Consider the following 19974-nt stretch of genomic DNA (forward strand, 5'->3'; position numbering starts at 1 on the left):
AAATCACCGATAAAAAGCTGGCTCCGTATCATACCCCGATATCTCGGGTATGATACCCCCGATTTAAGGGTATGATAGATCGTCAGCTTCTCTAAGCCCTTCTATAAAGGGAACTTTGCTACAACTAATAACCAAAACAATGGCAAAGAAAGGACGATTAAGCAAAGATGAACTGCTTGAAAAGCAGGAACTGGCAAAGCTGATTTACCTTACTGAAGACATTACCCAGAAAGAACTTTCCGAAAGAACAGGAGTAACCGAAAAAACGATATCCAAATGGATTGAAGAGGAAGGCTGGGCAAAACTTAAAAGGAACATTCCATTAACCCGGGATGAACTGTTGTCTTCATGGTATGATGAATTAGCTGAGCTAAAAGAATTTATTAAGAAAAAGCCCGTAGGACAACGTTTCGCAGACTTTAAAGAGGCACAATTGAGAAGGTCTTTATTAAAAGATATTGCGGTACTGGAACATGATTCCGGAATTCCCGGAACGGTTGACGTAATGACAGCATTTGTGAAATTTATTCGTAGAAGTGATTTGCAAAACGCAAAGGAAATTTCGCATCTGGCAGATGCTTTTATTAAATACAAAATCCGGGGGTAATGGTTATTAAAAAGAAACTTGTTACTACCCGTGAGGAAAGGGAGGCTTTAAGTTTTTGGGATGAGTACTACAAATCACTTCAAAATACTGAAGTTGTAGATACTACCGAAACTCCCGAAGAAAAGCAGGATCGGATAAAAAGCTTAGAATCAGACCCTGAAAAATGGTTCAAGTACTATTTTGAAAAATACTGTACTGCTGAACCTATGCCTTTTCATAAGCGATCTACTCGCAGGGTATTAGAAAATGCAGAATTTTATGAGGTTCGACCATGGTCACGGGAGCTTTCAAAGTCCGGGCGTACAATGATGGAACTCTTATTCTTGCACTGTACAGGTAAAAAGAAGTTTACATTAATGATTTCTGCCAATAAGGATGCAGCGGTACGACTTCTAAAACCTTATAAACTGGCATTTGAGAAAAACCCACGTTTAAGAAACGATTACGGGGATCAGGTCAATTATGGAAACTGGGCAGAAGATGAATTTGTAACCCGTTCAGGATCGATGTTCATTGCTGTAGGTGCCGGACAGGCTCCCAGAGGGGCGAGGAATGAAGAATTCCGTCCCGATAGTGTTGTAATGGACGACTTCGATACAGATGAGGATTGCAGAAACCCTGATATCATAGATAAGAAATGGGAATGGTTCGAGCAGGCAGTATATGGTACACGTTCAATTTCTAATCCTTTGTTAGTCATATTCAATGGAAATATCATTGCAGATTACTGCTGCATTAAAAAGGCAATGGAAATTGCCGATTTCTACGAGATTGTAAACATCCGTGATAAAAACGGAAAATCTACATGGCCGACAAAGAACACTGAAGCAATGATTGACAGGGTACTGTCTAAGATTTCAGCAGCATCTGCACAAAAAGAATACTTCAACAATCCTATTGTTCTGGGTAAGGTATTCAAAAAATTGCACTACGGTAAGGTACAGCCATTACATAAGTATAAATATCTGGTAGCATACACCGATCCTTCCTACAAGAAAAACGGAGACTATAAAGCAACCTTTATTATCGGAAAATACAAAGATGAATATCATGTGCTTTGGGTTAGATGTCAGCAAACCTCTGTTTCAAATATGATCGAATGGCAGTTTGAAGCTTTAAAGTTCGTGAACGATAAAAGCGCATTATTCCTGTACATAGAATACCCGTGGATTGATGACACTTTAAAAAGGGAAATCAAGAAAGCTAATAAACGCCATAACCGGACATTAAATCTAAAAGCAGATGAAAGGTCAAAGCCTGATAAATTTTACCGTATAGAATCAAATCTGGAACCTTTAAACAGTAGTGTGAAGCTGATTTTCGCAGATTATCTGGAAGGTACACCGGATATGAAGACTGTTGAATTCCAATTTCTGGCACTTTCACCAAAAAGCCGTGCAAATGATGATGCACCAGATGCTTGTGAGGGTGGTGTATGGATCATCAATCATAAAAACCTTATACAAACAGCCCCGCCTTCACATTACAGACCACCAATAAATAAAAAACGATACTAAAATGAACCAGTTTATTACACCGGACGAACTCCGGACACACGCATACGATGAAGAAATAAAAGCCATTATCCGGGAAGATGAGACTATTGCACTTGCCAGTATTGATATGGCGATAGAGTTTGCAGAAAGTAAGTTAATGAAAGACTATGATACAGCCGAAATTTTTGACAAAAGGGGTGATGCTCGAAGCCCTTTGCTGGTTAAAATCATTAAAGACATTGCAATATGGGAACTAATTGGCTTAGCAAACCCGAGTATTGATTATGATGATAAGAAATTGCGGTATGAGGATGCCAAAGGATGGCTAACGGCAGTTTACAAAGGAATGCCTACTAGCTTACCCCGGAAGGAAACCAAAGAAGCATCCTCCTTTAAATATACTTCTAACCCAAAACGTGAAAATTACTACTAATCATGGAAGAAACAAAAATCGGCTTTGAAACATTAGCAGCGAAAGCCAAAGGCAGTAATAACGGACAGAATATAAAAATCAGTCAGGTTCTTGTCGTGCAACCTCCAAAAAGGGATTCAACAGATGTGGTAAAATGGCGAAGTGCAATAAAATCCGCAGATAAAGGAAAACGAAGCCCGTTAACATTACTCATTAATGATTTATTACTCGATCCGGTTATGGCTGATGCACTAGACCGTAGAATTAGAAAAATAACAAACCACGATATTGTTTTTCTGAGTGATGGTGATGAGATAGATGAAATGTTCGACTTAATAGACAGTTTGAAATTTGAAGAACTATTGCAGGAATTGATTTTATCCAAAGCTTATGGAAAGTCTGTTGTAGAACTTGCATTCAATCCTTCTTTTGATATTTATTCGATACCCAGACAGAATTTAGATACCAAAAGAAAAGTAATATTAAAGGACGTTTCACAAGATGATGGCATTTCTTATGAAAACGATGATTTTATTTTAAACATCGGAAAGGATGATGATTTAGGTTTTTTAACCAGAGTTGCACCGTATGTTATATTCAAAAGAAATGGGGGCGCTGATTATGCGCAATTCTGTGAGTTGTTCGGAATTCCCATTCTTGCAGGACTTTATGATCCGGAGGATGAAAACGCTCGCACAGAAATGGAAGATTCAATGACAAAACGAGGTGCCGGAGGTTCTATTGTTATGAGTAAAAATAGCGATATAAAACCAATAAGCAGTGGCGAAGGTAAAACCGTAGTACACGACAAATTTCTTTCATGGCTTGATGAACAAATATTGATTGGTATTATCGGACAGACAATGACCACAAAAAACGGTTCCAGTCTATCACAATCACAGGTACACCAGAAAACAGAAGAAGAAATTGCAGAGAGTGATCGCCGTTTTGTACAGCGATATTTGAATACGTATTTGGTGCCAATACTTGAAAAAAGGGGTTACCCGGTAAAAGCAGGCTTTTTTAAATTCTTAGATAAAGATGATACGCCTCTTATAGATAAACTGGATATTGCTCTGAGAGTTGATGAAAAGACCGCAGAAGGTGTGGACGATGAATACTTCTATACTACATTCGGTTTACCAAAAGGTACTAAAACCAAGACAAAGGAATCGAATCCAAGCAAGGAAGAAGCACCTGCGGATCAGCCTCCAAAGGAGGAAAAGAAACCTAAAAAAGTAGATGCCAAAAGTTTATCTCTGTATGATAAGGTATTAAATTTTTTCGGCAACGCTCCTCAGTAGAGTATTTTCTATATGAGGAGCTGGACTGGCAACGTCTTGAAAATGAGTACAGGCATATTTGTAGCCATGGACACCAGCTTTCACATAAACCACAACCAGACTGGGCGGATTTATTGGCGTATGAATGGATTAATGCTTTAGAGGACATCTACCGCAATAAAGGCAATGACGGAAGTATTAACAAGCCTATTGTTACTAAAACCACTCGAGAACTGGTAAAACCAATAGATAACGTATTCGGACAAAAGATTGATTATGATTCTCCGGATTATGTTATGCGGGAAATGCTGAAAAAAAACGTCTGGAAGTTTGCTGTAGCTAAAAACTATAATGACTGTGTAAAGCTTTCAAATCTTCTTTTGCGTCCTGATGGAAGTGTTCGCCCATGGAATGAGTTTAAAAGAGAAGCGCAGCTCGTTGTTGGAACCTCAAACCGATATCTGAGAACAGAATACGATACAATTGTAGCATCGGCACAAATGAGCCGTTTATGGCAGGAAATACAACAGGATAAACATATTTTTCCTTATGTACAGTTTGATGTCGTAATGGACGACCACACAAGCGAAATATGCAGTCCGTTGCACAATGTTATTATGTCGGTTGATGATAAAAGATTAATATACTTTTTCCCACCGAATCACTTTAATTGTAGAACAACACTCCGGAAGCTAAGAAACGGTACGCCTACACCTGATGTTGAGTTGCCGGAAATACCGGAAGCTTTTAAAAATAATGTTGCCCTGAGTGGTGAAATTTTCACAGATAAGAATGCTTATATCGAAAATACCCCTAAAAAGGTTCTGGCTATGTCAGACGAGTTCGCAAACCGCTGGCAGAAATATGAGCAGTTTTTAAATGATAAAAACTATCAGGAAGTACAATTTGGAAAGGATGGAGGATTAAAAGCAATTCACATCGGTCATAACTTCAATAAAATAACCGGAAAATATGAGAAACTAGTTCAGGATCTTTTTTTTCAAAAGGGTGACGAAATTATTCTGACAAATGAAAGTTCTAATATCCCCGGAAAGAAAGTAGATGGATTATTGAATGGAGAATCATTTGATATTAGCTCTATAATGGGTACAGGTAAGAATACAATAAAAAGAGCTTTAAATCATAGTAAGGATAAAGAAGCGAAAATTGCAATTCTGTACTTCCCAAACAGTGACGCTTTTAATATAGAATGGCTTGGTAATTCTATTAGAATGTATAACGGTCAAACTAGCTACCGCTTTGATAAAATCATTTATATCGTAGAAGATAAAGTTTACTATTATCCATAAAAAAACCACTTCCGTGGAAGTGGTTTTAAGCACAATGAGCAGCCGAACTGGTCTCTTTGTTACACAAATATACAAAATATTCTGAATATCAATTAAAAACTATAATAATGTACAAACTAATATTGTCATACGACATCCAAAACGAAAAAGGAGAAAGTGTTTTAAAAGACTATATCCCAAATACAGCCAGTTATCCACTGAGTGAAAATGATGCGGAAGAATTCAGCTGTTCTATTGCTAAAGATAGGCTTTCAATATTTTTAACGCACTTTCTGGCAACGGGCTTTCTTGTGAAAAATCCAAAGCCTCAAATTCGAGGTATAATTCCAGAGGTGAAAGATTGTAATTACAAGATAAGTTTGCCTTTAGAGCCGCTTGCAATTCAGTTTTATCACTCCAATACAAAGGTACATGAAAGAATTTCCCACGATTCACAGCAAGTATATCCGTACGAATCAGTGGTGAAATCTTCTCTATGCGATCAATCTCAAGATAAAAATTAAAATTTTTAGTATCTGCAATTAATCTTGAGTTTTCAGTAAAGTACATTTCATTGTACTGATACAATTTTGAAGCTTGTAAAAACATAAAATAAAATTTCACCAAAAGTAAACAAATGGCAAAATCATTAGAAGAAATTTTAGCAAAAAAGAAAGAAAGGCTAGCCCAGACCTTTAGAGACCTTCCGGCTATTATCGGAAATGAAGTGGTCAATTTCACCTTAGAAAATTTTGAAAAACAAAGCTGGCAGGGTGATTCTTTTGAACCATGGGAAAAACGGAAAAATCCTACAGCATGGGGAAAGAAAGACGATACAGGGCGAGCATTACTCGTTAAATCTGGAAAATTAAAGAGAAGTATCAGGATTGCGTCCATTCAAGCTGATAAAGTAACCATTGCAGTAGGTGGTGCAGATGTTCCGTATGCACGTGTACACAATGAGGGCTTTAAAGGCACAATAAATCAGCAGGTGAAGGAACATATCCGAAGAGGTAAGAACTTTAAAAATATAAAGGTTTCTGCTTTTAACAGGACTATTCAGCAAAATATACCAAAGCGTCAATTTATCGGATCAGAAGAACAATCCCCGGTACTTAAAGAACGTATTAAAAAAGTATGCCTTGATGAAATAAAAAAAGCAATGGAATAATTTAAAAACTATTTAAACAATGGAAAAACTGTATTTAAAAATCGTAGAATTATTAGGAACCATTCCGGAGATAAAATATATTGATCTGGATTCCGGACAACTTCAGGAAGAAAAACCCCCTTTGGCTTACCCTGCGGTTTTAGTACGTATTAATGAAATTAGAGAAGATGTGGATAATGTCTTTCAAATTGTAATCGGAAATATTCAGCTATTGGTAATTGATAAAACATATTCGGAAACAAATAATATTACACCTGAAGCCGTTCGAAAAAAAGGACTTGGCTATATGGCTCTTAACACTAAAATACATAGTATTTTGCAAGGTTATCAGGATTCTGAATTTAGAAGCTTTACCAATACCGCTAAAACGGATCAGCAACTTAGAAAAGGTTTAAAGACGATTGCACAGCAATGGACAACGTCTTGGCGGGAGAGTATGTATAATTCCAACTAAAAAAAGGGAATCGGGATTTTAACTGTTGTATAGATACCTGGTTCCTTTCAAGTTCTGAAATAATGTCGCCGCATTCTGAGATCAAATCACAGATGCGGCTTTCTGATATGTCGAATTCCTGTTCTAATTCGCTAAGACAACGAGAGAAATTAAGTCCTAAAAGGCAGCTGTACCAATAAAAACGAGCCGCTAATTTGTTGTTGCGATTTTGGATTAAGAACGGGCTGCGACCTTTTGATATGTTAGTAACACTTGACATTACTACAAAAATAAAAAAACGCCTGAACTTGTGCAAGTTGGCGTTTATTTGTATTGTGCTAGAAATCATTGTCTGATTTTCGATTTAGATAATTGACAATATCTTTAAGTACTATTTTATAAAATGATAGAGATACATCTATCTGTTTTTTATTGTATTTATATGTGATATCATCACTTAGGTCTATATTATTTTCTGAATCTGTCAAATAAGAATATCTTAAATCTGTCAATATAATTCTATACTTTTTATCTTTAATAAGAAATTTCCCTGTATAAAATATTTTAATTGGAAGGTATGTATCTTTACCATTCTTTTTTACTCCTGTTAAAAAATCTTCTTGATAAAAACACTTAAATGTAATTTCACCCAAATTAATGTCTTTAGTTTCTATAACATTCCTTGAATCTTTAAAGTTATTACTAAGCCAAGCTAAACTATTACTAAAAACACTCTCTTTTGTTTGGTTAGATACCATTACAGTATCTATTTTATATACTTGCTTTCCATACTTATTATAATTCCCATTATCAGGCTGAAATGTCTGTGCATTAACAAATATTGTTGATAGAGTAAGAAATAATAACAGCTTTTTCATAGTTTAAAATTTTTCAAATTTAATTAATAATCTCTTCCTACAAAGTAACCAAGCCAAAATAAATCTTTAGCTGAAATTTCTTTTCCCATTTTAGGTGAAAAAATAATTGTCTGGCTATTTGTTGCAATAGTTTTAATCGTAATATCTGTTTTAGTTGCAATACCTATACCAATAGAACAGTCCTTCAATGCTGTCTGTATATTTTTTATAATTTCTGTTTGTGCGTTTATTTTAATTTCTTCCATTTTAGTTTTATTAAAAGTTATCAAAAAAGCCCCGGTTTCCCGAGGCTAACCAATGATACATTCATATTAATCTACTTCTTAGCCTCCTTCATTGTTTTTATAATCAAAGATAATTTCAGATTATTTTTATCTATTACGGCAATCCGTAAGGAATTTTAAAATTATTTATTAAGTGTTTTTAAAAGCTTTTTAACTTCTGTTTCAAACACCTTTAAATACAATGTGTTTTCGCTTTGTTTTTCATCCGGCTTAGTTGCTGTAAAGGTGTAAACTTCTGTTTTTGGCTCATTTACCAACATTTCTTCGGTAGCGGGTAATTTTTGAACAAAAGCTTTGATTTCGTAGCCTTCTATTTGTAGAAAACTGATGATATCGCTTTGCGGAATATGCATTTTTATTTCCATTCTGATAACGTCATTTATTGGTGTTAGCTGTATCATATTGAATTTTCATCTTTACTTTTATTTGATTTAAAAGCCCCAGCACAAGGAAATATACTGCCTGAAATCCAAAATTTTATAATTTCCAAATATATTTCTGAATGACTGTTTCCATGGAAAACAAATCTATCCATTGTGCATCTATACTGAAAAGTCTCTGTAACATTAAAATAATTTCCATCATCAGCTTTTATCCATCTTGTCTTTTCAAATCTTCTATCGGTACTTTTTGAAATTTTAATTTCATTACTACCAGATAAAGCCCTGCATATAATTTCTAACCAATCTTCTGATTGACTTTTTATAGCTTCATCAACAAATAGCCTTGCATCCCATTCTTTTTCATGTTTAGGAATAAAATTATTTGCTACTGTTTTTAGATTTCTCATTTCTTGATTGTTTTTCTGTTATTAAAATATTGTATACCTCTGGGTGAGTTCTTTGTGAAGTATTGGAAATCATTGTTTCCAGTTCTTTGTCCGTCATCTGCTTTGCGGTATTGGGCAAACTTGAAACATAAGCTTCTAAGCTAAATAAAGGGTCATTCCGGTCTGCTTTTGCCTTAGATGGTACTTTTATCTTTTTGGATATTTTTTCAAACATTTTGGCGGTTTTATCGCTTATTGGGATTTCCTCAATTTGTCTATTAGTTAACTTTTGCTCTGAAACTATTATCTGTTCACGTATTTCTGCTTTTTCATCCATATACTTTGGAATCCAACCCATAATTACAACATGATCCAGACGGTAAAAATCTCCAAAGCTTCCATTTCTTGCCATCTTAAACAATAAAACGATATCCTCTAAAGTGTCACCATACTTAAAAGCCTCTATCAGATCGGCAGATAATGCAATCATTTGATCGTCATTAAGCTTTTTACTAACATTTATCAGATTATTAAACCTGTATAGTATTGCGTAAACTGTTTTGATTAGGGTGTTTTCATCAGCTTTTATCAGTTGGGCTATACTGGAACCTGTTTGGAAAACTTCTTTAATAGTCAATTTCCTTTCAATACTTGCTAACTCAATACTATTGTTTTCCACCAAACATTGCATCAATTTTGCTGAAGGCAGATGTTGGATCGTTGTGTTTTGGTTTGTTGAGTTCTTCATAATACTTTTTGTATTGTTGTGGGTTAGTTTTCACTGTTTCCACTTGGTTCACATACTTATCGAAGTTGGAAGGGCGAAATATTGTCGTTGGGCAAAGATGCTGTGCCATTACTTCGTTATTCTTCCATTCTAAGGTCTTAAGCTGAATAACTTCCTGCATTTGCTCTTTTGTATATCCTGCTTTAAATCTTGCCGATATCGGGCTTGTATTGCTTTTTATCGGTTTGAACCGCTTTCCTGTAATCTCATTGAAATAATTTAGTATTTCAATTTCTGGGGTTATTATTTCTTCTGCACTCATATATTATTTATTATTCAATAACTGTTACACATACACGCTTCTCCAACATCGGAGAACATTTCTAACTGATTACCATCATCTAAAGCACATTGTGCAGACCGCACCAAATCATCAATTGATAGATTACCTCTGAAAAATCGGTTGCCATATTTTTGCTCTTCCTTTCTATACCAATCTATATATTGAAAATTCTGCTTTCGTAAATCGAATTGTATAGCTTCAATTAAATTTCTATCTGATTTTTTTTGACAATAAGCACAGTTCCCTAATCTTGAATGAATTTTAAGTTTAAAAGGTTGTTTTTGGAAATATCTGTTTAATTCAAACTGATCTACTGCATTTCCAAAATCTGTAAGAAGTGGAAAAATCTTTTTCTTACTCATTTTTACCTCTTTCCATGTAATTCGCTTTGGCATATCTTCACGGCGGAACCCAATAGCAGAAATAAAGTTAGTGGTCTGAAATACCTCTTTTGCAAAATGATGAGAAACTCTTTTTTTCATATAATCAGAACAGTAGGGTATTGCTTCATTTGGAACTCCACACCATTCATTCTTATTAAGATGTGAAATTGCATCAGAAAAGACTTTCCCTTCCATATCCATAGTATTAAAATCAACTAATTTAGATTTTACACCTACTCCGGATTTAAGAGAATAAACACCTTCAATCATATACAGTGGTAAATTCCAATATTTAATCTGGTCTTTTAAAAATTGTATAGTTTCTGAACGCTCTAAACCAGTATTACAGAAGACATATAATTTTTGATAGTCTTTATACTTTTCCGACGTTTGAATATGCCTTGCCATCATTGCTGATGATCTCCCACCGCTTACATTTACTAACAGAAACTTCATCAATTTAAATTTTTAAGTTTTTGTCCTTTTCTCCACCATGCCTCATTCATTGGTTTTTCAGCACTCTTTGCATTGTTATACTTTAATGTCTGCATTTGTGCCAGCAAAGTTTTTAGTTCTGATAGATTATAGGAATTCAGATGCTTTTTATAAACAGAGTACTGTAACATCCAGTTATTAAACTTCTGAAAATCTCCGGATTCTTTTATTCCTTCCTGTTCTGCAACTGCTAAAATTTTGCTTCTCCATTCTTTACATAGTATTTCTTCCAGTAAAGCATTATTTCTCGCTTCGACATCCTTTGGTAAAGGCTTATGAATAGCCAAAAGGTTTATAGCTTCTTCTGTTGAAAGATCATCTATTTTTGAAGTTCTAAACCCGGTAAATCCGCTAATCTCTATTGCAACATCCATTGGTTTTCTGTCTGCAAATAGTTCTTTGAGTTGTTCGTGTGGGGTTGTCATCATATTAGTAGAGTTTTAGGTGAATTCGAGTCTTCTATCTTGTTTAACTATGGTTGTTTTAAAAGGAAATTTGTCTTTAGGAACCTGCCTAATCATGAATATTAAATTTGCTGATCCACAAAAGAGTATATTTTTATCGCCTTTTCTTTCTATTTGCAAAGTGAGAAGCTCTGTTCCGGGCTTTACCTTCGACGGCTCCACTTTGTAATCAAGTATCAGTATTTCAGTGTTTATAATTTTATCTATGCTTATTTTATCACCTATGAAGGTGCTTTCTTTTGGTTTTATTCCTAATTCGCTAAAGTTGAACATCCCAGTTTTTTAAGTAAGTTTTTTGAATCACAATGCTTTGTCCAACCTTTATAAGAAGCAATTGAAGCTTTGTTTGGTCTTTTTTTGAGCATTCGGGCAAAACGTTTTTTGATTGATTTACGTAGTAAAACGTGCGAGTGATAATGTTTGTAGCCTACAAAGTCAATTCCTCGTTTTGATACTGGAAATACTTGCCAGTTATTTTTTACTGTTAATTTTAAACGCTCTTTAAAGTAGGTTTCAATTTCTTTTAAAAGCTGATGCAGATATTCTTTACTATCAGATAAAATAACCAGATCATCTGCATACCTGAAATAATACTTTACTGATTTTTTTTCTTTGATCCAGTGATCGAAATAGGTTAAGTAAAAGTTTGCTAAAAACTGACTTAAATAGTTACCAATAGGAAGCCCCGGCGCACTATCTATAATTTCATCCAGCAACCAAAGCAGATCAGTATCTTTAAATTTTCTTCGTAGTAATGTTTTTAGTATTTCGTGGTCGATGTTTGGATAAAATTTTTCAACATCCAATTTTAGACAATAGGTAGTTTTTTCGACATTTTTTAAAGCTTTGCGTACTGCAAAAGAAGCTGCATGAATACCTTTTCCTTTTATACAGCTATAAGAGTCAGCAGTAAAAGTTGAAACGAATATCGGCTCTAAGATGTTCATTACTGCATGATGTGTAATTCTATCAGGGAAGAACGGCAGACGGTATACTTCACGCTCTTTTGGTTCATACACTTTAAACACTGAGTATTCAGATGTTTTATAGCTTTTCATACGTAACTGGGTGTTAAGCTTCATAATATTATTTTCTTTATTCTTATTATGCAGCATAATGCCGTATCTGTTAGCCTTTCCTTTCTGGGCTTTTTCATCAGCAAGCATCAAATTTTCGATGCTGATAATTTTCTCGTATAGATTGTTTAATCTTTTCATTTTGCCTTTGCTTTTAAAAAAGTCGTTTTCGGAATATCCTACCAACGCCTTTTGGAAAGTGAGTTGTTTTTTGCCAAGAGGCAGGGTTTGCAGTGTTAAATAACATAGGTGAGAGCTGACATTCGAATTCGAGTTATCGTAATCGTAGTCGTTGTACGAGAACCTGCCAGACGAAGAACTACAGCAACACACTGCACAACCTTATTATCAATTATTCAATCACAAAGTATTCTCTGTAAATTGCTTCAAACTGTTTTCCAGCATATTCTGCTAAATCTCTGCTTTTAAAGCAAAGGCGAGAGCCGACAATCGAATACGAGCAAACGCAAACGAAGTCGTCGCACGAGAACCCGCCAGACGAAGAACCTTCCATATCAAACCAAGGGTAATATTTGTACTCGTCGTCATTATCCCAGTCAGGTTCCCATCCTTCATTTAACGCCATTGCAATAATACATAGCTTGTAATGTGCGAATAAGGGTTTTTGTAATTTAGTAGGAATAGTTTCCAAATCTGGGTTTTGTGGGGTGATTCCCAGAACATCGCAAGCCTCTTCGAAACTTTTTACTCTGTCTTTGATATCCTTAGGCTTTTCAGCAAACTTTACAACACCTGTCGCTTTATCAAAAGTGTCAATTTTGTACCCTTCCGGGATTTCAATTTTTAATTCGTTCATAATAAATGTTTTTTAAAGGGTTGTGAATTTTTTATAGATACTTATAAACTGAGTTCCGGCATATTTTGCAAGCTCACTGCTCTTGTAGCAAAGGCGAGAGCCGACAGCCGAACCCGAGAAATCGTAATCGCAGTCGTCGCACGAGAACCCGCCAGACGAAGAACCCATTCTAAACCATGGATAATATTTGGTCTGGTTACGATCGTTCCAATCTGGTGTCCAACCTTCATTTAATGCCGATGCAATCAGTTTTATTTGTTTGTATGCAATTTCATCATCTGTTAGGCTAAGACATTCCATTGCAAATGTTTCAGATTTTATCCCGTGATACTGCAATACATCATTAAAAGTTTTAATGCGTTCTTTAATGTCTTTAGGTTTAGCTTCGAATTTTACTACACCTGTAACTTTGTCGAAAGCTCCAATCTGGAAGCCTTCAGGAATTTGAATTTTTAACTCGTTCATAATGATTATTTAAATTGTTTTGAAATATTGTTTAAAAGCCTTTACGTTTTTTCCAGAACTCTACCCCCATCAATGTGAGAGTTGTTAGGCAGCATACAAAGGCTATAATTGCTGCTGCTCCGGCTGCTACTCCTATGTAAAACATTACAATGAAGAAAAGTTTAATACTAAAGGCTTCCATGCTCCGTTTCGCTCTTTTTTAGAGACAGTCACATAATCTTTACTATGAATAAAGCTGTAACTCTCTTTTAAAAGCTTAATTCCTTCTTTCCAGTTTTCATCATTGAAACGGTCTTCCATGGAATAAAGCTTCTGTACCTGATCTACATCCAAAGCACCCTTTTTTCTTTCCAGACATAACATGATGAAATCTCTGGTGTCTTCATCACCACCAAAACGATTATTAATAAAGTCTATAATGTGCTGTTCTGCTTGGTGTGATCTCTCGTCAAAGGTTCCTTTGCCTTGGCGTTTAAATTGAATTTTGTAATCTTCATTAGATATTTCAAAATTTCCTTTTCCATCCTGATGGCGTTTACTGTAGACTTGTAAAAGTTCATACAATGCGCCAAGCTGGGAAAATGCTTTACTCTTGTATCGCATCAATTGCAAATGAATATCTTCAGCAATTGGTGCCAGTTCTTCAATGGTTTCTTTTTTTAAGGCTTCATAGTCAGTACGCTGTTTTTCACGTGCCAACCTTTCAGCTTCTTTCTTTTCTGCCAGTGCCGCCTCTAATGCTTCTGCGGAAACTGTTGTAAGGTCGATTGTTTTCATATTTATTGTTAATTTTTATCTACGATAAATTTTCTGATTTTCATTTTGGGATCATAGTCCCAGTGTCCTTTTCGCTTTGCCTGAATTTCTTTTGCTTTTGCAAGGGCTGCGAATGCTTTTATGCGTTCCTGTTCTTTGGCATTTGCTTTTGCAACAATGTGCGCTCCGGTGTCTCCTGTCGTCATATTAATAGTTCTTTGGTTAATTCTGGGTTGTTATTCTTGTATTGTTCAATTGGAAGCCAGCGTTCCTGTTCTTCTTCGAAGTAGTACAGTAATCTGTCTTGATCATATCTCATATCGGGAGCATACCAGCTGAATTCTTCAATTAGCGCAAGTAAAACATGTATTGATTCATTAGAATCTTTAGTTTTATTTTGCATTAATAAATGAACTTGTATTCTATCGTCCCACGTAAGCAACCTGTATATGCTGTCGAGTTGTAATAATGTTAAATATTGATGTTTCATAGGTTTTATTTTGTTTCGGTTGTTCCCCAATATTTTTGTGCGCCTTCGTCCCAAATGGTGTAAATGCCTCCGTTGTGTCCGATATATCGACCTTTGGAAAATGCACGGAAACCTTCAATCCAGATTTTTAAACTTGCATCATACATTACTTTTACTGCTGATTTTCCGGACGGGTTCTTTCCGTCTGCCTGACTGGTGAAAATGAAAAGCTTGTTTGGATATTTCCGTTTCATGGCTAAATACTGCTGAAAGGTTTGATTTGTATATTGCCAACTATCATTTACTATTATATCAGGGCTTTTACGTCTGGAAAGGCGTTCGTCTAAAGCCTGCATATCTTCACATATTAACTGTACTTTTCGCCCGCATTCGTGAACCCTGTGCCGTTTCCATGCATTTTGCATGGTGTGACTGGTTCCTTCCTCTAAGGAGTTGTAAAGAACCCGACCAAACTTGCTCAGTTCCTTTACTAATTCTAAAATGAAGCTTGTTTTTCCGTTTCCAGAGTTTCCCCAAATGAACCAAACGCCACTAGTCTCAGGTGTGTCAAAGGCATCATACCATTTTCCGTCGAAGTCAAAGAGCTTATATTTTTTACTGAGAATATCCGTTGAGGATAGGGCTTTGTTCATGGTTACTGTTTTGGCATATTGAGTATTTTTCTTACTAGATTTTCGGTAACTGGTTCACCAAGTCTTTCGGCTTCTCGAAGTGCAGGAACTAATACATCATGTAATTCTCCATAGTTCTCACACTCTCTTTGAAGGAACTTAACCAAATTTTTATCCTCAATACCTTCCAAAAATTCTTTATATCTGGTGTCAATTGGCTTTAATTCCCTGATTCCGTACTTTACACGGCGGTAAAACTGTGGCATCCCTGCTGCATTTTTATTTTTCAGCTTTTCAATCTTTGTTTTTAGCTGATCGGTACCAATAAGAATAAGTGCGCATTTTCCGTTTAGATGATCGTGGAACTCCTTTATATTACATAATGTTGCCTGTTTCATATATTCCGATTCATCCCAAATAACAGATGGATTTCTGCCGTTTAGTCGTAATCTGTTTAATTCTTTGGTAATAGTGTGGATTTTTCGGGATTTTGAACCAGCAATAGGTAATCGCATAGCTAATCCTAATTTATCTAACAGGTCTCCGATAGTGTCCATTGAACCGACAGTTATTTTAAATCTGTTTTTGGGATTTTGCTTTACAAATAAATCTGTTATATAAGTTTTACCACACCCAGTGGAACCGATTATAATATTTGTATATCCAAACTTTTCAGCATCTTCTAAGACAGAAAGCATCTGATTAAGCTGCGGGGTTTGTTTTAATGTCCAGTGGCTTTTATTTCCGTAGTTATAACCGATTACATCGGCAACCATACGAAAATATTTATCGTCAATATCTACTTCCTTTCCGCTTACAGTAATAAAATACTGGCTTTTTCTCATGTATGACAGATAATTGGCTGGTACTGCCGTTTCTGTTGAAAACTCATTGGCAGAAAAATTATGTTCATCCATCCATAACTCAGCGGCTGCCATTATTTGGTCTTTGGTAGTTTTATTCATCGTTATCTAGGTATTTATTGAGGTTTACTTTATTTGCGTAATAATCATTTTGTTCTTTTTCCCAATCAAAATCGTTTTCTTGTTGTATTTGCTTTTCCTGCTTATTGAGTAGGTTTTTAGAGCGATCTAAACGTTTTGCATTCCGTTGGTCTTTATGTTGCCCTCTGCTATTTACTATCACCATCTTTGCCAGTGTTCCGTCTAATTCAGGGTTTCGGATAAACATTTGGTTAACTTCTTTGTAATCTTCTGCCTGAGTATCAAGAATCACCTGCTTCATTTCCTTATTAAAGCGACCTATTTTTGCTAATTCTTCGGCATCACCTTCTTCGCGGTCATATAAAGCCATTGGCTGTACATATTTTTCCTGAAGCATGAAACTGATATTGTGTTCTTCATTGTAGGCAAGAACCTCATTGAGATTATTGCTATCATATTTTATCGTCCAATCGAGGTGCGAATACATTCTGAAATTAATATCAAAGCTGTCGTACTCATGTTTTTTACCATTAATAGCGATATGAAGACCGTTGTGATTAACTTTATTTGTGTAACCTGTTGTTTCTCCAAAGTGTAAAAGGAAATCCTGATTACTGATCTCTTTTTTAGCATCCTCAGGCATATTATTATAAGCTTCGATATATTGCTCTTTTAGCCTTTCCCTTTCTATTTCGATCATCGTTATAATTTGGGTCATACAACCATTTTCGTCTGGGAATGAGTGTCGAATCTTATTTAAATATTCTTCATTTGGCTGCGTTTCGGATTTCACCCCTTGTCCGCTCCAATTCGGTGCTAACTGGCAATACTTTTTATTAAAGAATTTAAACCATGGCTCAATTACTTTAGATTTTGCATTACCAACCTTTGCAGGAGTAAAGTTTTTAGACATCATTTCATAAATCGGTGTCATTTTCTTCTTAGAATAGTTATCAGACTGTATCTGTAATACTTTATGCTTTTGTCCAAATAATTCTTCAGTATGTAGAACTGCATTTCTAAGAGCCTGTTGTATAAGACCTGAACTTTCCTCTCTTCCAATTGCATAACCGATAGGGTATTTTATTACTGGGTCTAAAACAACCACCATTGTAAGGCGATTATGATAAGTTGTGATCTTATCACCTTTTAAATTCTTGCTTTGTCTCTGATATAGCAACTCGATATCCCATCCATCAACAGTCCAGAACAATAATGGAGCAGAAGGTGCTTTTCTTTTCACCTGCATACCTATGTTATCATTAAATGCCTTTTCTCCATTGGTTCCGGCATATACTAACAGATTCCACTTTTTACGATAATTGCCAATTGTTCCGGCAGATAGTTCTGGAAAGCCTTGTATTTTAGCAACTGAGTTGTAAATCATGGCGATTTGCTCATTATCCAGATTACGGTGATCTCTTAATAATTGGCGCAATAAAGCTTCCTGTGTAGCATCTTTTACTTTTATCGCTTTTTTCTTTCCGAAATTTTCAGAAACCAATGATTTGTAGCCATCTTTTGCAAATTCAGCCAGTTTATCACGCAAACGTCGATCTGTACCCGGCAAAGTATGCCCGATTTGACCTTTTACTTCTTTTACTGCAATTGCAGCTTCTTGCCAAATTTTTGTTATCGATCCGCCTCTGGATTTTCTGAAAGCTTTCATATCCTTCATATAAGCGTCAACAGCTTGTATCATCTGAGCATTTCTAACATATTCATCCTGTTTTTCCGGAGAAAGCCTTCTGTAATCCTCTAGCAAATGAGTCGCATAGAAGTCAATCGCTTCATAATCTGTCTTGTAATACTTTAAAATCAGATGTTGAGCCTCTTTTTTTGGAGGAATACCAAGCTTTCTTACAATTTCAACTCTGAATCGTTCCGGTATGCTATCAAACTCTACAAGAGCACAGTTATCTAAGCCTTTACCCTGTCTAACTCGATTTAATTTACCTTGTCTACATTGTTTATCATAATTAGATTTAGACATAACGCCCAAATCCTCATACAAGGCTCGTCCGGGAATCGTTAAAGTGTTATGATAAAAATCGTACATAGTTTAAAAAAAATTGTTCCCGCCGTGGTGTCGAATCCACGCTATGCCGTGGCGGGAGATTTACTATATTTGTTATTCCACTAAAAAATATAGTTATGACTAATTATTCAAGATCAAAATGTCCTAAATGTGAAAACTCTCGTTTTGAAATGGTTGAAGATGCACCGGAAGGTTCTAATTTTAAGATGATGTTTATCCGATGTACCTCATGTAAAACGGTTATTGGAGTAGGTGATTACTATAATATTGGCACCTTAATCCATGAACTTGCTAGAAAGCTTAATGTTCGTTTGGATTAATAGTTTTTTCAATTTCTTTAATCTTTTTCCATACTTCCTCATACTGTTCTGGTGGAAGCAATATTCCTTTTTGCTCTATAGAAATAGCTAGTTTCTTTTTTTGAGATTCAAAAGATGTTTGAGAAATGCTAGATGCTGTATTTGAGATAATTAATAGAATTTCCATTTCTAAAGGGCTTTATAGGTTGTTTTATAAGTGAATCCCAAGAGTTGGTATGAAGTTGCCAACTCTTTTATATGGCTATCAACATTTTCTACTTCATAAGTTGAAATACAGAAGATGTTCTGCAATAATTTTTGCAATAATTTCATAATGGTTGTTTTTTGAAGTTTTCAAGTGCTTTTATTGAAGGATTAGCCAATTCATAATATTTTTTACGAATGGTTTCTGCTGTTAAACTATGTTTCTCTTTACGGACACACATTCTTACAAATCGTGTTGACACCAAGAATTCTTGAGAAAGAGCATTGATGATTTCCGTATTGTAACTTTCTCTTTTTTTTGTTTCTTTGTTCATTGCTTTATTTATTCCGATTATGGAACAAATATAGAAAATATATTTTCGATTAAAAAAATAAATCGCAAAAATAATTGCTATGATTAAAGACAGAATTATACAAGTAGTTGAATATAAAGGTATTGCAAAAGAAAATTTTTACAAAAAAATTGGTATGACATCAGCTAGTTTTCGTGGTAAGGCTAAAGAAACACCAATTAATTCAACTGCTATCGAAAATATATTATCGGAAATACAAGACTTAAACTCTGAATGGCTTTTAACAGGGAAAGGAGAAATGCTTAAAAAAGATCAACCACTATATGGGACACAAATCTATACTTCAGATACAATAAATGAAACAGAGATGATTTATAAGGAACCTAAATCAATTAATACTGGAATTCCATTAATTCCTATTGATGCTATGGCTGGTTATGGTACTGGATCAATGCAAATTATGGATTATGAAACGAGCTATTATGAGGTTCCTGAATTTACAGAGTTGAGAGCGGAGTTTATGATTAGGGTAAAAGGGTCTTCTATGTACCCGAAATACAGTTCAGGAGATTTAATAGCCTGTAAGAAAATATCTTTGAATACTTTTTTCCAATGGAATAAGGTTTACGTATTAGATACAGAACAGGGCGCATTAATAAAACGTGTAAAGAAATCTCAAAAAGAAAATTGCATTTTATTAGTTAGTGATAACGCTAATTATGACCCTTTCGATATACATCTTGACAATATTTACTCAATAGCTTGTGTTCTAGGCGTCATAAGATTAGAATAACACCCAACTTAACACTTAAATGTTTTAAAACCCTTATAAATAAAGACATTTTACGATTTATCGCTTAAAAAATAGGGGATGTAAAACGACAATTACATACTTTTTAATGCATTTTTCAGCATTAATATATCTA

The 19974-nt window shown here is 35.0% G+C and carries 30 protein-coding genes; 9 read left to right on the forward strand and 21 right to left on the reverse strand.

The window, feature by feature from the left end:
* The first annotated feature begins 139 nt into the window (after positions 1-139).
* The 8 genes from AYC65_RS14330 to AYC65_RS14365 all read left to right on the forward strand — a co-directional run bounded on the left by AYC65_RS14330 (position 140) and on the right by AYC65_RS14365 (position 6712).
* The gene (locus AYC65_RS14330; protein WP_034869331.1) at positions 140-607 is read left to right on the forward strand and encodes a MerR family transcriptional regulator; all 468 of its coding nucleotides are present in this window, start codon (positions 140-142) and stop codon (positions 605-607) included.
* A complete protein-coding gene (locus AYC65_RS14335; protein ID WP_034869330.1) occupies positions 607-2124 on the forward strand; it encodes a hypothetical protein in 1518 nt (505 codons plus the stop codon). Before AYC65_RS14330 ends, AYC65_RS14335 begins: the two co-directional genes overlap by 1 nt.
* 1 nt (position 2125) lies before the next feature.
* Complete coding sequence (locus AYC65_RS14340) at positions 2126-2536, forward strand: hypothetical protein (RefSeq protein ID WP_034869328.1); 411 nt, start codon at positions 2126-2128, stop codon at positions 2534-2536.
* A gap of 2 nt (positions 2537-2538) precedes the next feature.
* Positions 2539-3819: a phage portal protein family protein gene (locus AYC65_RS14345; protein ID WP_034869326.1), complete on the forward strand. Its 1281-nt coding sequence runs from the start codon at positions 2539-2541 to the stop codon at positions 3817-3819.
* A gap of 113 nt (positions 3820-3932) precedes the next feature.
* Entirely contained in the window at positions 3933-5108 is a 1176-nt protein-coding gene (locus AYC65_RS14350) for a phage minor head protein (protein WP_052114666.1), read from the forward strand.
* A 107-nt stretch (positions 5109-5215) separates the two neighbouring features.
* A complete protein-coding gene (locus AYC65_RS20800; protein WP_131828166.1) occupies positions 5216-5611 on the forward strand; it encodes a hypothetical protein in 396 nt (131 codons plus the stop codon).
* A gap of 113 nt (positions 5612-5724) precedes the next feature.
* Positions 5725-6258 (forward strand): phage virion morphogenesis family protein, encoded by a 534-nt coding sequence (locus AYC65_RS14360; RefSeq protein ID WP_034869323.1) that lies wholly within the window; start codon positions 5725-5727, stop codon positions 6256-6258.
* Positions 6259-6277: 19 nt separating this feature from the next.
* Positions 6278-6712, forward strand: a complete 435-nt coding sequence (locus AYC65_RS14365) for a hypothetical protein (RefSeq protein ID WP_034869321.1) — start codon at positions 6278-6280, stop codon at positions 6710-6712.
* Between the two features lie 317 nt (positions 6713-7029).
* Here AYC65_RS14365 and AYC65_RS14370 read toward each other — a convergent pair whose 3' ends face one another.
* From AYC65_RS14370 to AYC65_RS14465, 21 genes are all read right to left on the reverse strand, one after another.
* Positions 7030-7569, reverse strand: coding sequence for a DUF4468 domain-containing protein (locus AYC65_RS14370; RefSeq protein ID WP_034869320.1), 540 nt, complete (start codon positions 7567-7569; stop codon positions 7030-7032).
* Positions 7570-7592: 23 nt separating this feature from the next.
* A complete protein-coding gene (locus tag AYC65_RS14375; protein WP_059333855.1) occupies positions 7593-7814 on the reverse strand; it encodes a hypothetical protein in 222 nt (73 codons plus the stop codon).
* A gap of 161 nt (positions 7815-7975) precedes the next feature.
* Positions 7976-8218 (reverse strand): hypothetical protein, encoded by a 243-nt coding sequence (locus tag AYC65_RS14380; RefSeq protein WP_234300369.1) that lies wholly within the window; start codon positions 8216-8218, stop codon positions 7976-7978.
* Between the two features lie 32 nt (positions 8219-8250).
* Complete coding sequence (locus tag AYC65_RS14385) at positions 8251-8643, reverse strand: hypothetical protein (RefSeq protein WP_034866698.1); 393 nt, start codon at positions 8641-8643, stop codon at positions 8251-8253.
* Complete coding sequence (locus tag AYC65_RS14390) at positions 8615-9370, reverse strand: hypothetical protein (RefSeq protein WP_162275843.1); 756 nt, start codon at positions 9368-9370, stop codon at positions 8615-8617. Before AYC65_RS14390 ends, AYC65_RS14385 begins: the two co-directional genes overlap by 29 nt.
* Positions 9288-9671: a conserved phage C-terminal domain-containing protein gene (locus AYC65_RS14395; RefSeq protein WP_034866702.1), complete on the reverse strand. Its 384-nt coding sequence runs from the start codon at positions 9669-9671 to the stop codon at positions 9288-9290. Before AYC65_RS14395 ends, AYC65_RS14390 begins: the two co-directional genes overlap by 83 nt.
* A gap of 14 nt (positions 9672-9685) precedes the next feature.
* Positions 9686-10531: a hypothetical protein gene (locus AYC65_RS14400; RefSeq protein WP_034866703.1), complete on the reverse strand. Its 846-nt coding sequence runs from the start codon at positions 10529-10531 to the stop codon at positions 9686-9688.
* Entirely contained in the window at positions 10531-10998 is a 468-nt protein-coding gene (locus AYC65_RS14405) for a hypothetical protein (RefSeq protein ID WP_131828172.1), read from the reverse strand. The genes AYC65_RS14400 and AYC65_RS14405 overlap by 1 nt, the downstream gene beginning before the upstream one ends.
* Before the next feature lie 12 nt (positions 10999-11010).
* On the reverse strand, positions 11011-11307 hold the full coding sequence (locus AYC65_RS14410) for a hypothetical protein (protein WP_034866705.1): 297 nt from the start codon (positions 11305-11307) through the stop codon (positions 11011-11013).
* Positions 11286-12251, reverse strand: a complete 966-nt coding sequence (locus tag AYC65_RS14415; RefSeq protein ID WP_059333856.1) for an RNA-directed DNA polymerase — start codon at positions 12249-12251, stop codon at positions 11286-11288. The genes AYC65_RS14410 and AYC65_RS14415 overlap by 22 nt, the downstream gene beginning before the upstream one ends.
* A 211-nt stretch (positions 12252-12462) precedes the next feature.
* Entirely contained in the window at positions 12463-12927 is a 465-nt protein-coding gene (locus AYC65_RS14420; protein WP_052114588.1) for a hypothetical protein, read from the reverse strand.
* A 12-nt stretch (positions 12928-12939) separates the two neighbouring features.
* A complete protein-coding gene (locus AYC65_RS14425; RefSeq protein ID WP_052114589.1) occupies positions 12940-13392 on the reverse strand; it encodes a hypothetical protein in 453 nt (150 codons plus the stop codon).
* 144 nt (positions 13393-13536) lie between these two features.
* Positions 13537-14169, reverse strand: a complete 633-nt coding sequence (locus AYC65_RS14430; protein ID WP_034866311.1) for a DUF3164 family protein — start codon at positions 14167-14169, stop codon at positions 13537-13539.
* Between the two features lie 8 nt (positions 14170-14177).
* Positions 14178-14354, reverse strand: coding sequence for a hypothetical protein (locus AYC65_RS20805; protein WP_153246860.1), 177 nt, complete (start codon positions 14352-14354; stop codon positions 14178-14180).
* On the reverse strand, positions 14351-14668 hold the full coding sequence (locus tag AYC65_RS20810; RefSeq protein ID WP_146343656.1) for a hypothetical protein: 318 nt from the start codon (positions 14666-14668) through the stop codon (positions 14351-14353). Before AYC65_RS20810 ends, AYC65_RS20805 begins: the two co-directional genes overlap by 4 nt.
* A complete protein-coding gene (locus tag AYC65_RS14440) occupies positions 14644-15270 on the reverse strand; it encodes an ATP-dependent serine protease (RefSeq protein WP_034866316.1) in 627 nt (208 codons plus the stop codon). The genes AYC65_RS20810 and AYC65_RS14440 overlap by 25 nt, the downstream gene beginning before the upstream one ends.
* A gap of 2 nt (positions 15271-15272) precedes the next feature.
* Complete coding sequence (locus tag AYC65_RS14445) at positions 15273-16214, reverse strand: AAA family ATPase (protein WP_034866318.1); 942 nt, start codon at positions 16212-16214, stop codon at positions 15273-15275.
* A complete protein-coding gene (locus AYC65_RS14450) occupies positions 16207-18252 on the reverse strand; it encodes a hypothetical protein (RefSeq protein ID WP_131828167.1) in 2046 nt (681 codons plus the stop codon). Before AYC65_RS14450 ends, AYC65_RS14445 begins: the two co-directional genes overlap by 8 nt.
* Before the next feature lie 279 nt (positions 18253-18531).
* Positions 18532-18717: a hypothetical protein gene (locus AYC65_RS14460; RefSeq protein WP_034866323.1), complete on the reverse strand. Its 186-nt coding sequence runs from the start codon at positions 18715-18717 to the stop codon at positions 18532-18534.
* A 2-nt stretch (positions 18718-18719) separates the two neighbouring features.
* On the reverse strand, positions 18720-18863 hold the full coding sequence (locus AYC65_RS20815; protein ID WP_153246861.1) for a hypothetical protein: 144 nt from the start codon (positions 18861-18863) through the stop codon (positions 18720-18722).
* Positions 18860-19069: a hypothetical protein gene (locus AYC65_RS14465; protein WP_034866325.1), complete on the reverse strand. Its 210-nt coding sequence runs from the start codon at positions 19067-19069 to the stop codon at positions 18860-18862. Before AYC65_RS14465 ends, AYC65_RS20815 begins: the two co-directional genes overlap by 4 nt.
* Positions 19070-19148: 79 nt before the next feature.
* Here AYC65_RS14465 and AYC65_RS14470 point away from each other — a divergent pair, with 79 nt between their 5' ends.
* On the forward strand, positions 19149-19841 hold the full coding sequence (locus AYC65_RS14470; RefSeq protein ID WP_034870910.1) for a S24 family peptidase: 693 nt from the start codon (positions 19149-19151) through the stop codon (positions 19839-19841).
* The last annotated feature ends 133 nt before the right edge of the window (positions 19842-19974 follow it).

It is taken from the genome of Elizabethkingia bruuniana (assembly GCF_002024805.1).
In the GTDB taxonomy this organism is placed as follows: Bacteria; Bacteroidota; Bacteroidia; order Flavobacteriales; family Weeksellaceae; genus Elizabethkingia; species Elizabethkingia bruuniana.

Coding starts and splice junctions, on each gene's coding strand:
- AYC65_RS14425 (WP_052114589.1), bottom strand. CDS start 13,392: ATGAACGAGTTAAAAATTCAAATTCCTGAAGGCTTCCAGATTGGAGCT.
- AYC65_RS14400 (WP_034866703.1), bottom strand. CDS start 10,531: ATGAAGTTTCTGTTAGTAAATGTAAGCGGTGGGAGATCATCAGCAATG.
- AYC65_RS14420 (WP_052114588.1), bottom strand. CDS start 12,927: ATGAACGAATTAAAAATTGAAATCCCGGAAGGGTACAAAATTGACACT.
- AYC65_RS14370 (WP_034869320.1), bottom strand. CDS start 7,569: ATGAAAAAGCTGTTATTATTTCTTACTCTATCAACAATATTTGTTAAT.
- AYC65_RS14365 (WP_034869321.1), top strand. CDS start 6,278: ATGGAAAAACTGTATTTAAAAATCGTAGAATTATTAGGAACCATTCCG.
- AYC65_RS14390 (WP_162275843.1), bottom strand. CDS start 9,370: ATGAAGAACTCAACAAACCAAAACACAACGATCCAACATCTGCCTTCA.
- AYC65_RS14450 (WP_131828167.1), bottom strand. CDS start 18,252: ATGTACGATTTTTATCATAACACTTTAACGATTCCCGGACGAGCCTTG.
- AYC65_RS14415 (WP_059333856.1), bottom strand. CDS start 12,251: ATGAAAAGATTAAACAATCTATACGAGAAAATTATCAGCATCGAAAAT.
- AYC65_RS14410 (WP_034866705.1), bottom strand. CDS start 11,307: ATGTTCAACTTTAGCGAATTAGGAATAAAACCAAAAGAAAGCACCTTC.
- AYC65_RS14430 (WP_034866311.1), bottom strand. CDS start 14,169: ATGAAAACAATCGACCTTACAACAGTTTCCGCAGAAGCATTAGAGGCG.
- AYC65_RS14330 (WP_034869331.1), top strand. CDS start 140: ATGGCAAAGAAAGGACGATTAAGCAAAGATGAACTGCTTGAAAAGCAG.
- AYC65_RS14340 (WP_034869328.1), top strand. CDS start 2,126: ATGAACCAGTTTATTACACCGGACGAACTCCGGACACACGCATACGAT.
- AYC65_RS14445 (WP_034866318.1), bottom strand. CDS start 16,214: ATGAATAAAACTACCAAAGACCAAATAATGGCAGCCGCTGAGTTATGG.
- AYC65_RS14385 (WP_034866698.1), bottom strand. CDS start 8,643: ATGAGAAATCTAAAAACAGTAGCAAATAATTTTATTCCTAAACATGAA.
- AYC65_RS14375 (WP_059333855.1), bottom strand. CDS start 7,814: ATGGAAGAAATTAAAATAAACGCACAAACAGAAATTATAAAAAATATA.
- AYC65_RS20800 (WP_131828166.1), top strand. CDS start 5,216: ATGTACAAACTAATATTGTCATACGACATCCAAAACGAAAAAGGAGAA.
- AYC65_RS14460 (WP_034866323.1), bottom strand. CDS start 18,717: ATGGAAATTCTATTAATTATCTCAAATACAGCATCTAGCATTTCTCAA.
- AYC65_RS14360 (WP_034869323.1), top strand. CDS start 5,725: ATGGCAAAATCATTAGAAGAAATTTTAGCAAAAAAGAAAGAAAGGCTA.
- AYC65_RS14440 (WP_034866316.1), bottom strand. CDS start 15,270: ATGAACAAAGCCCTATCCTCAACGGATATTCTCAGTAAAAAATATAAG.
- AYC65_RS14345 (WP_034869326.1), top strand. CDS start 2,539: ATGGAAGAAACAAAAATCGGCTTTGAAACATTAGCAGCGAAAGCCAAA.
- AYC65_RS20815 (WP_153246861.1), bottom strand. CDS start 18,863: ATGAAATTATTGCAAAAATTATTGCAGAACATCTTCTGTATTTCAACT.
- AYC65_RS20805 (WP_153246860.1), bottom strand. CDS start 14,354: ATGACGACAGGAGACACCGGAGCGCACATTGTTGCAAAAGCAAATGCC.
- AYC65_RS14405 (WP_131828172.1), bottom strand. CDS start 10,998: ATGATGACAACCCCACACGAACAACTCAAAGAACTATTTGCAGACAGA.
- AYC65_RS14335 (WP_034869330.1), top strand. CDS start 607: ATGGTTATTAAAAAGAAACTTGTTACTACCCGTGAGGAAAGGGAGGCT.
- AYC65_RS14465 (WP_034866325.1), bottom strand. CDS start 19,069: ATGAACAAAGAAACAAAAAAAAGAGAAAGTTACAATACGGAAATCATC.
- AYC65_RS14380 (WP_234300369.1), bottom strand. CDS start 8,218: ATGGAAATAAAAATGCATATTCCGCAAAGCGATATCATCAGTTTTCTA.
- AYC65_RS14470 (WP_034870910.1), top strand. CDS start 19,149: ATGATTAAAGACAGAATTATACAAGTAGTTGAATATAAAGGTATTGCA.
- AYC65_RS14395 (WP_034866702.1), bottom strand. CDS start 9,671: ATGAGTGCAGAAGAAATAATAACCCCAGAAATTGAAATACTAAATTAT.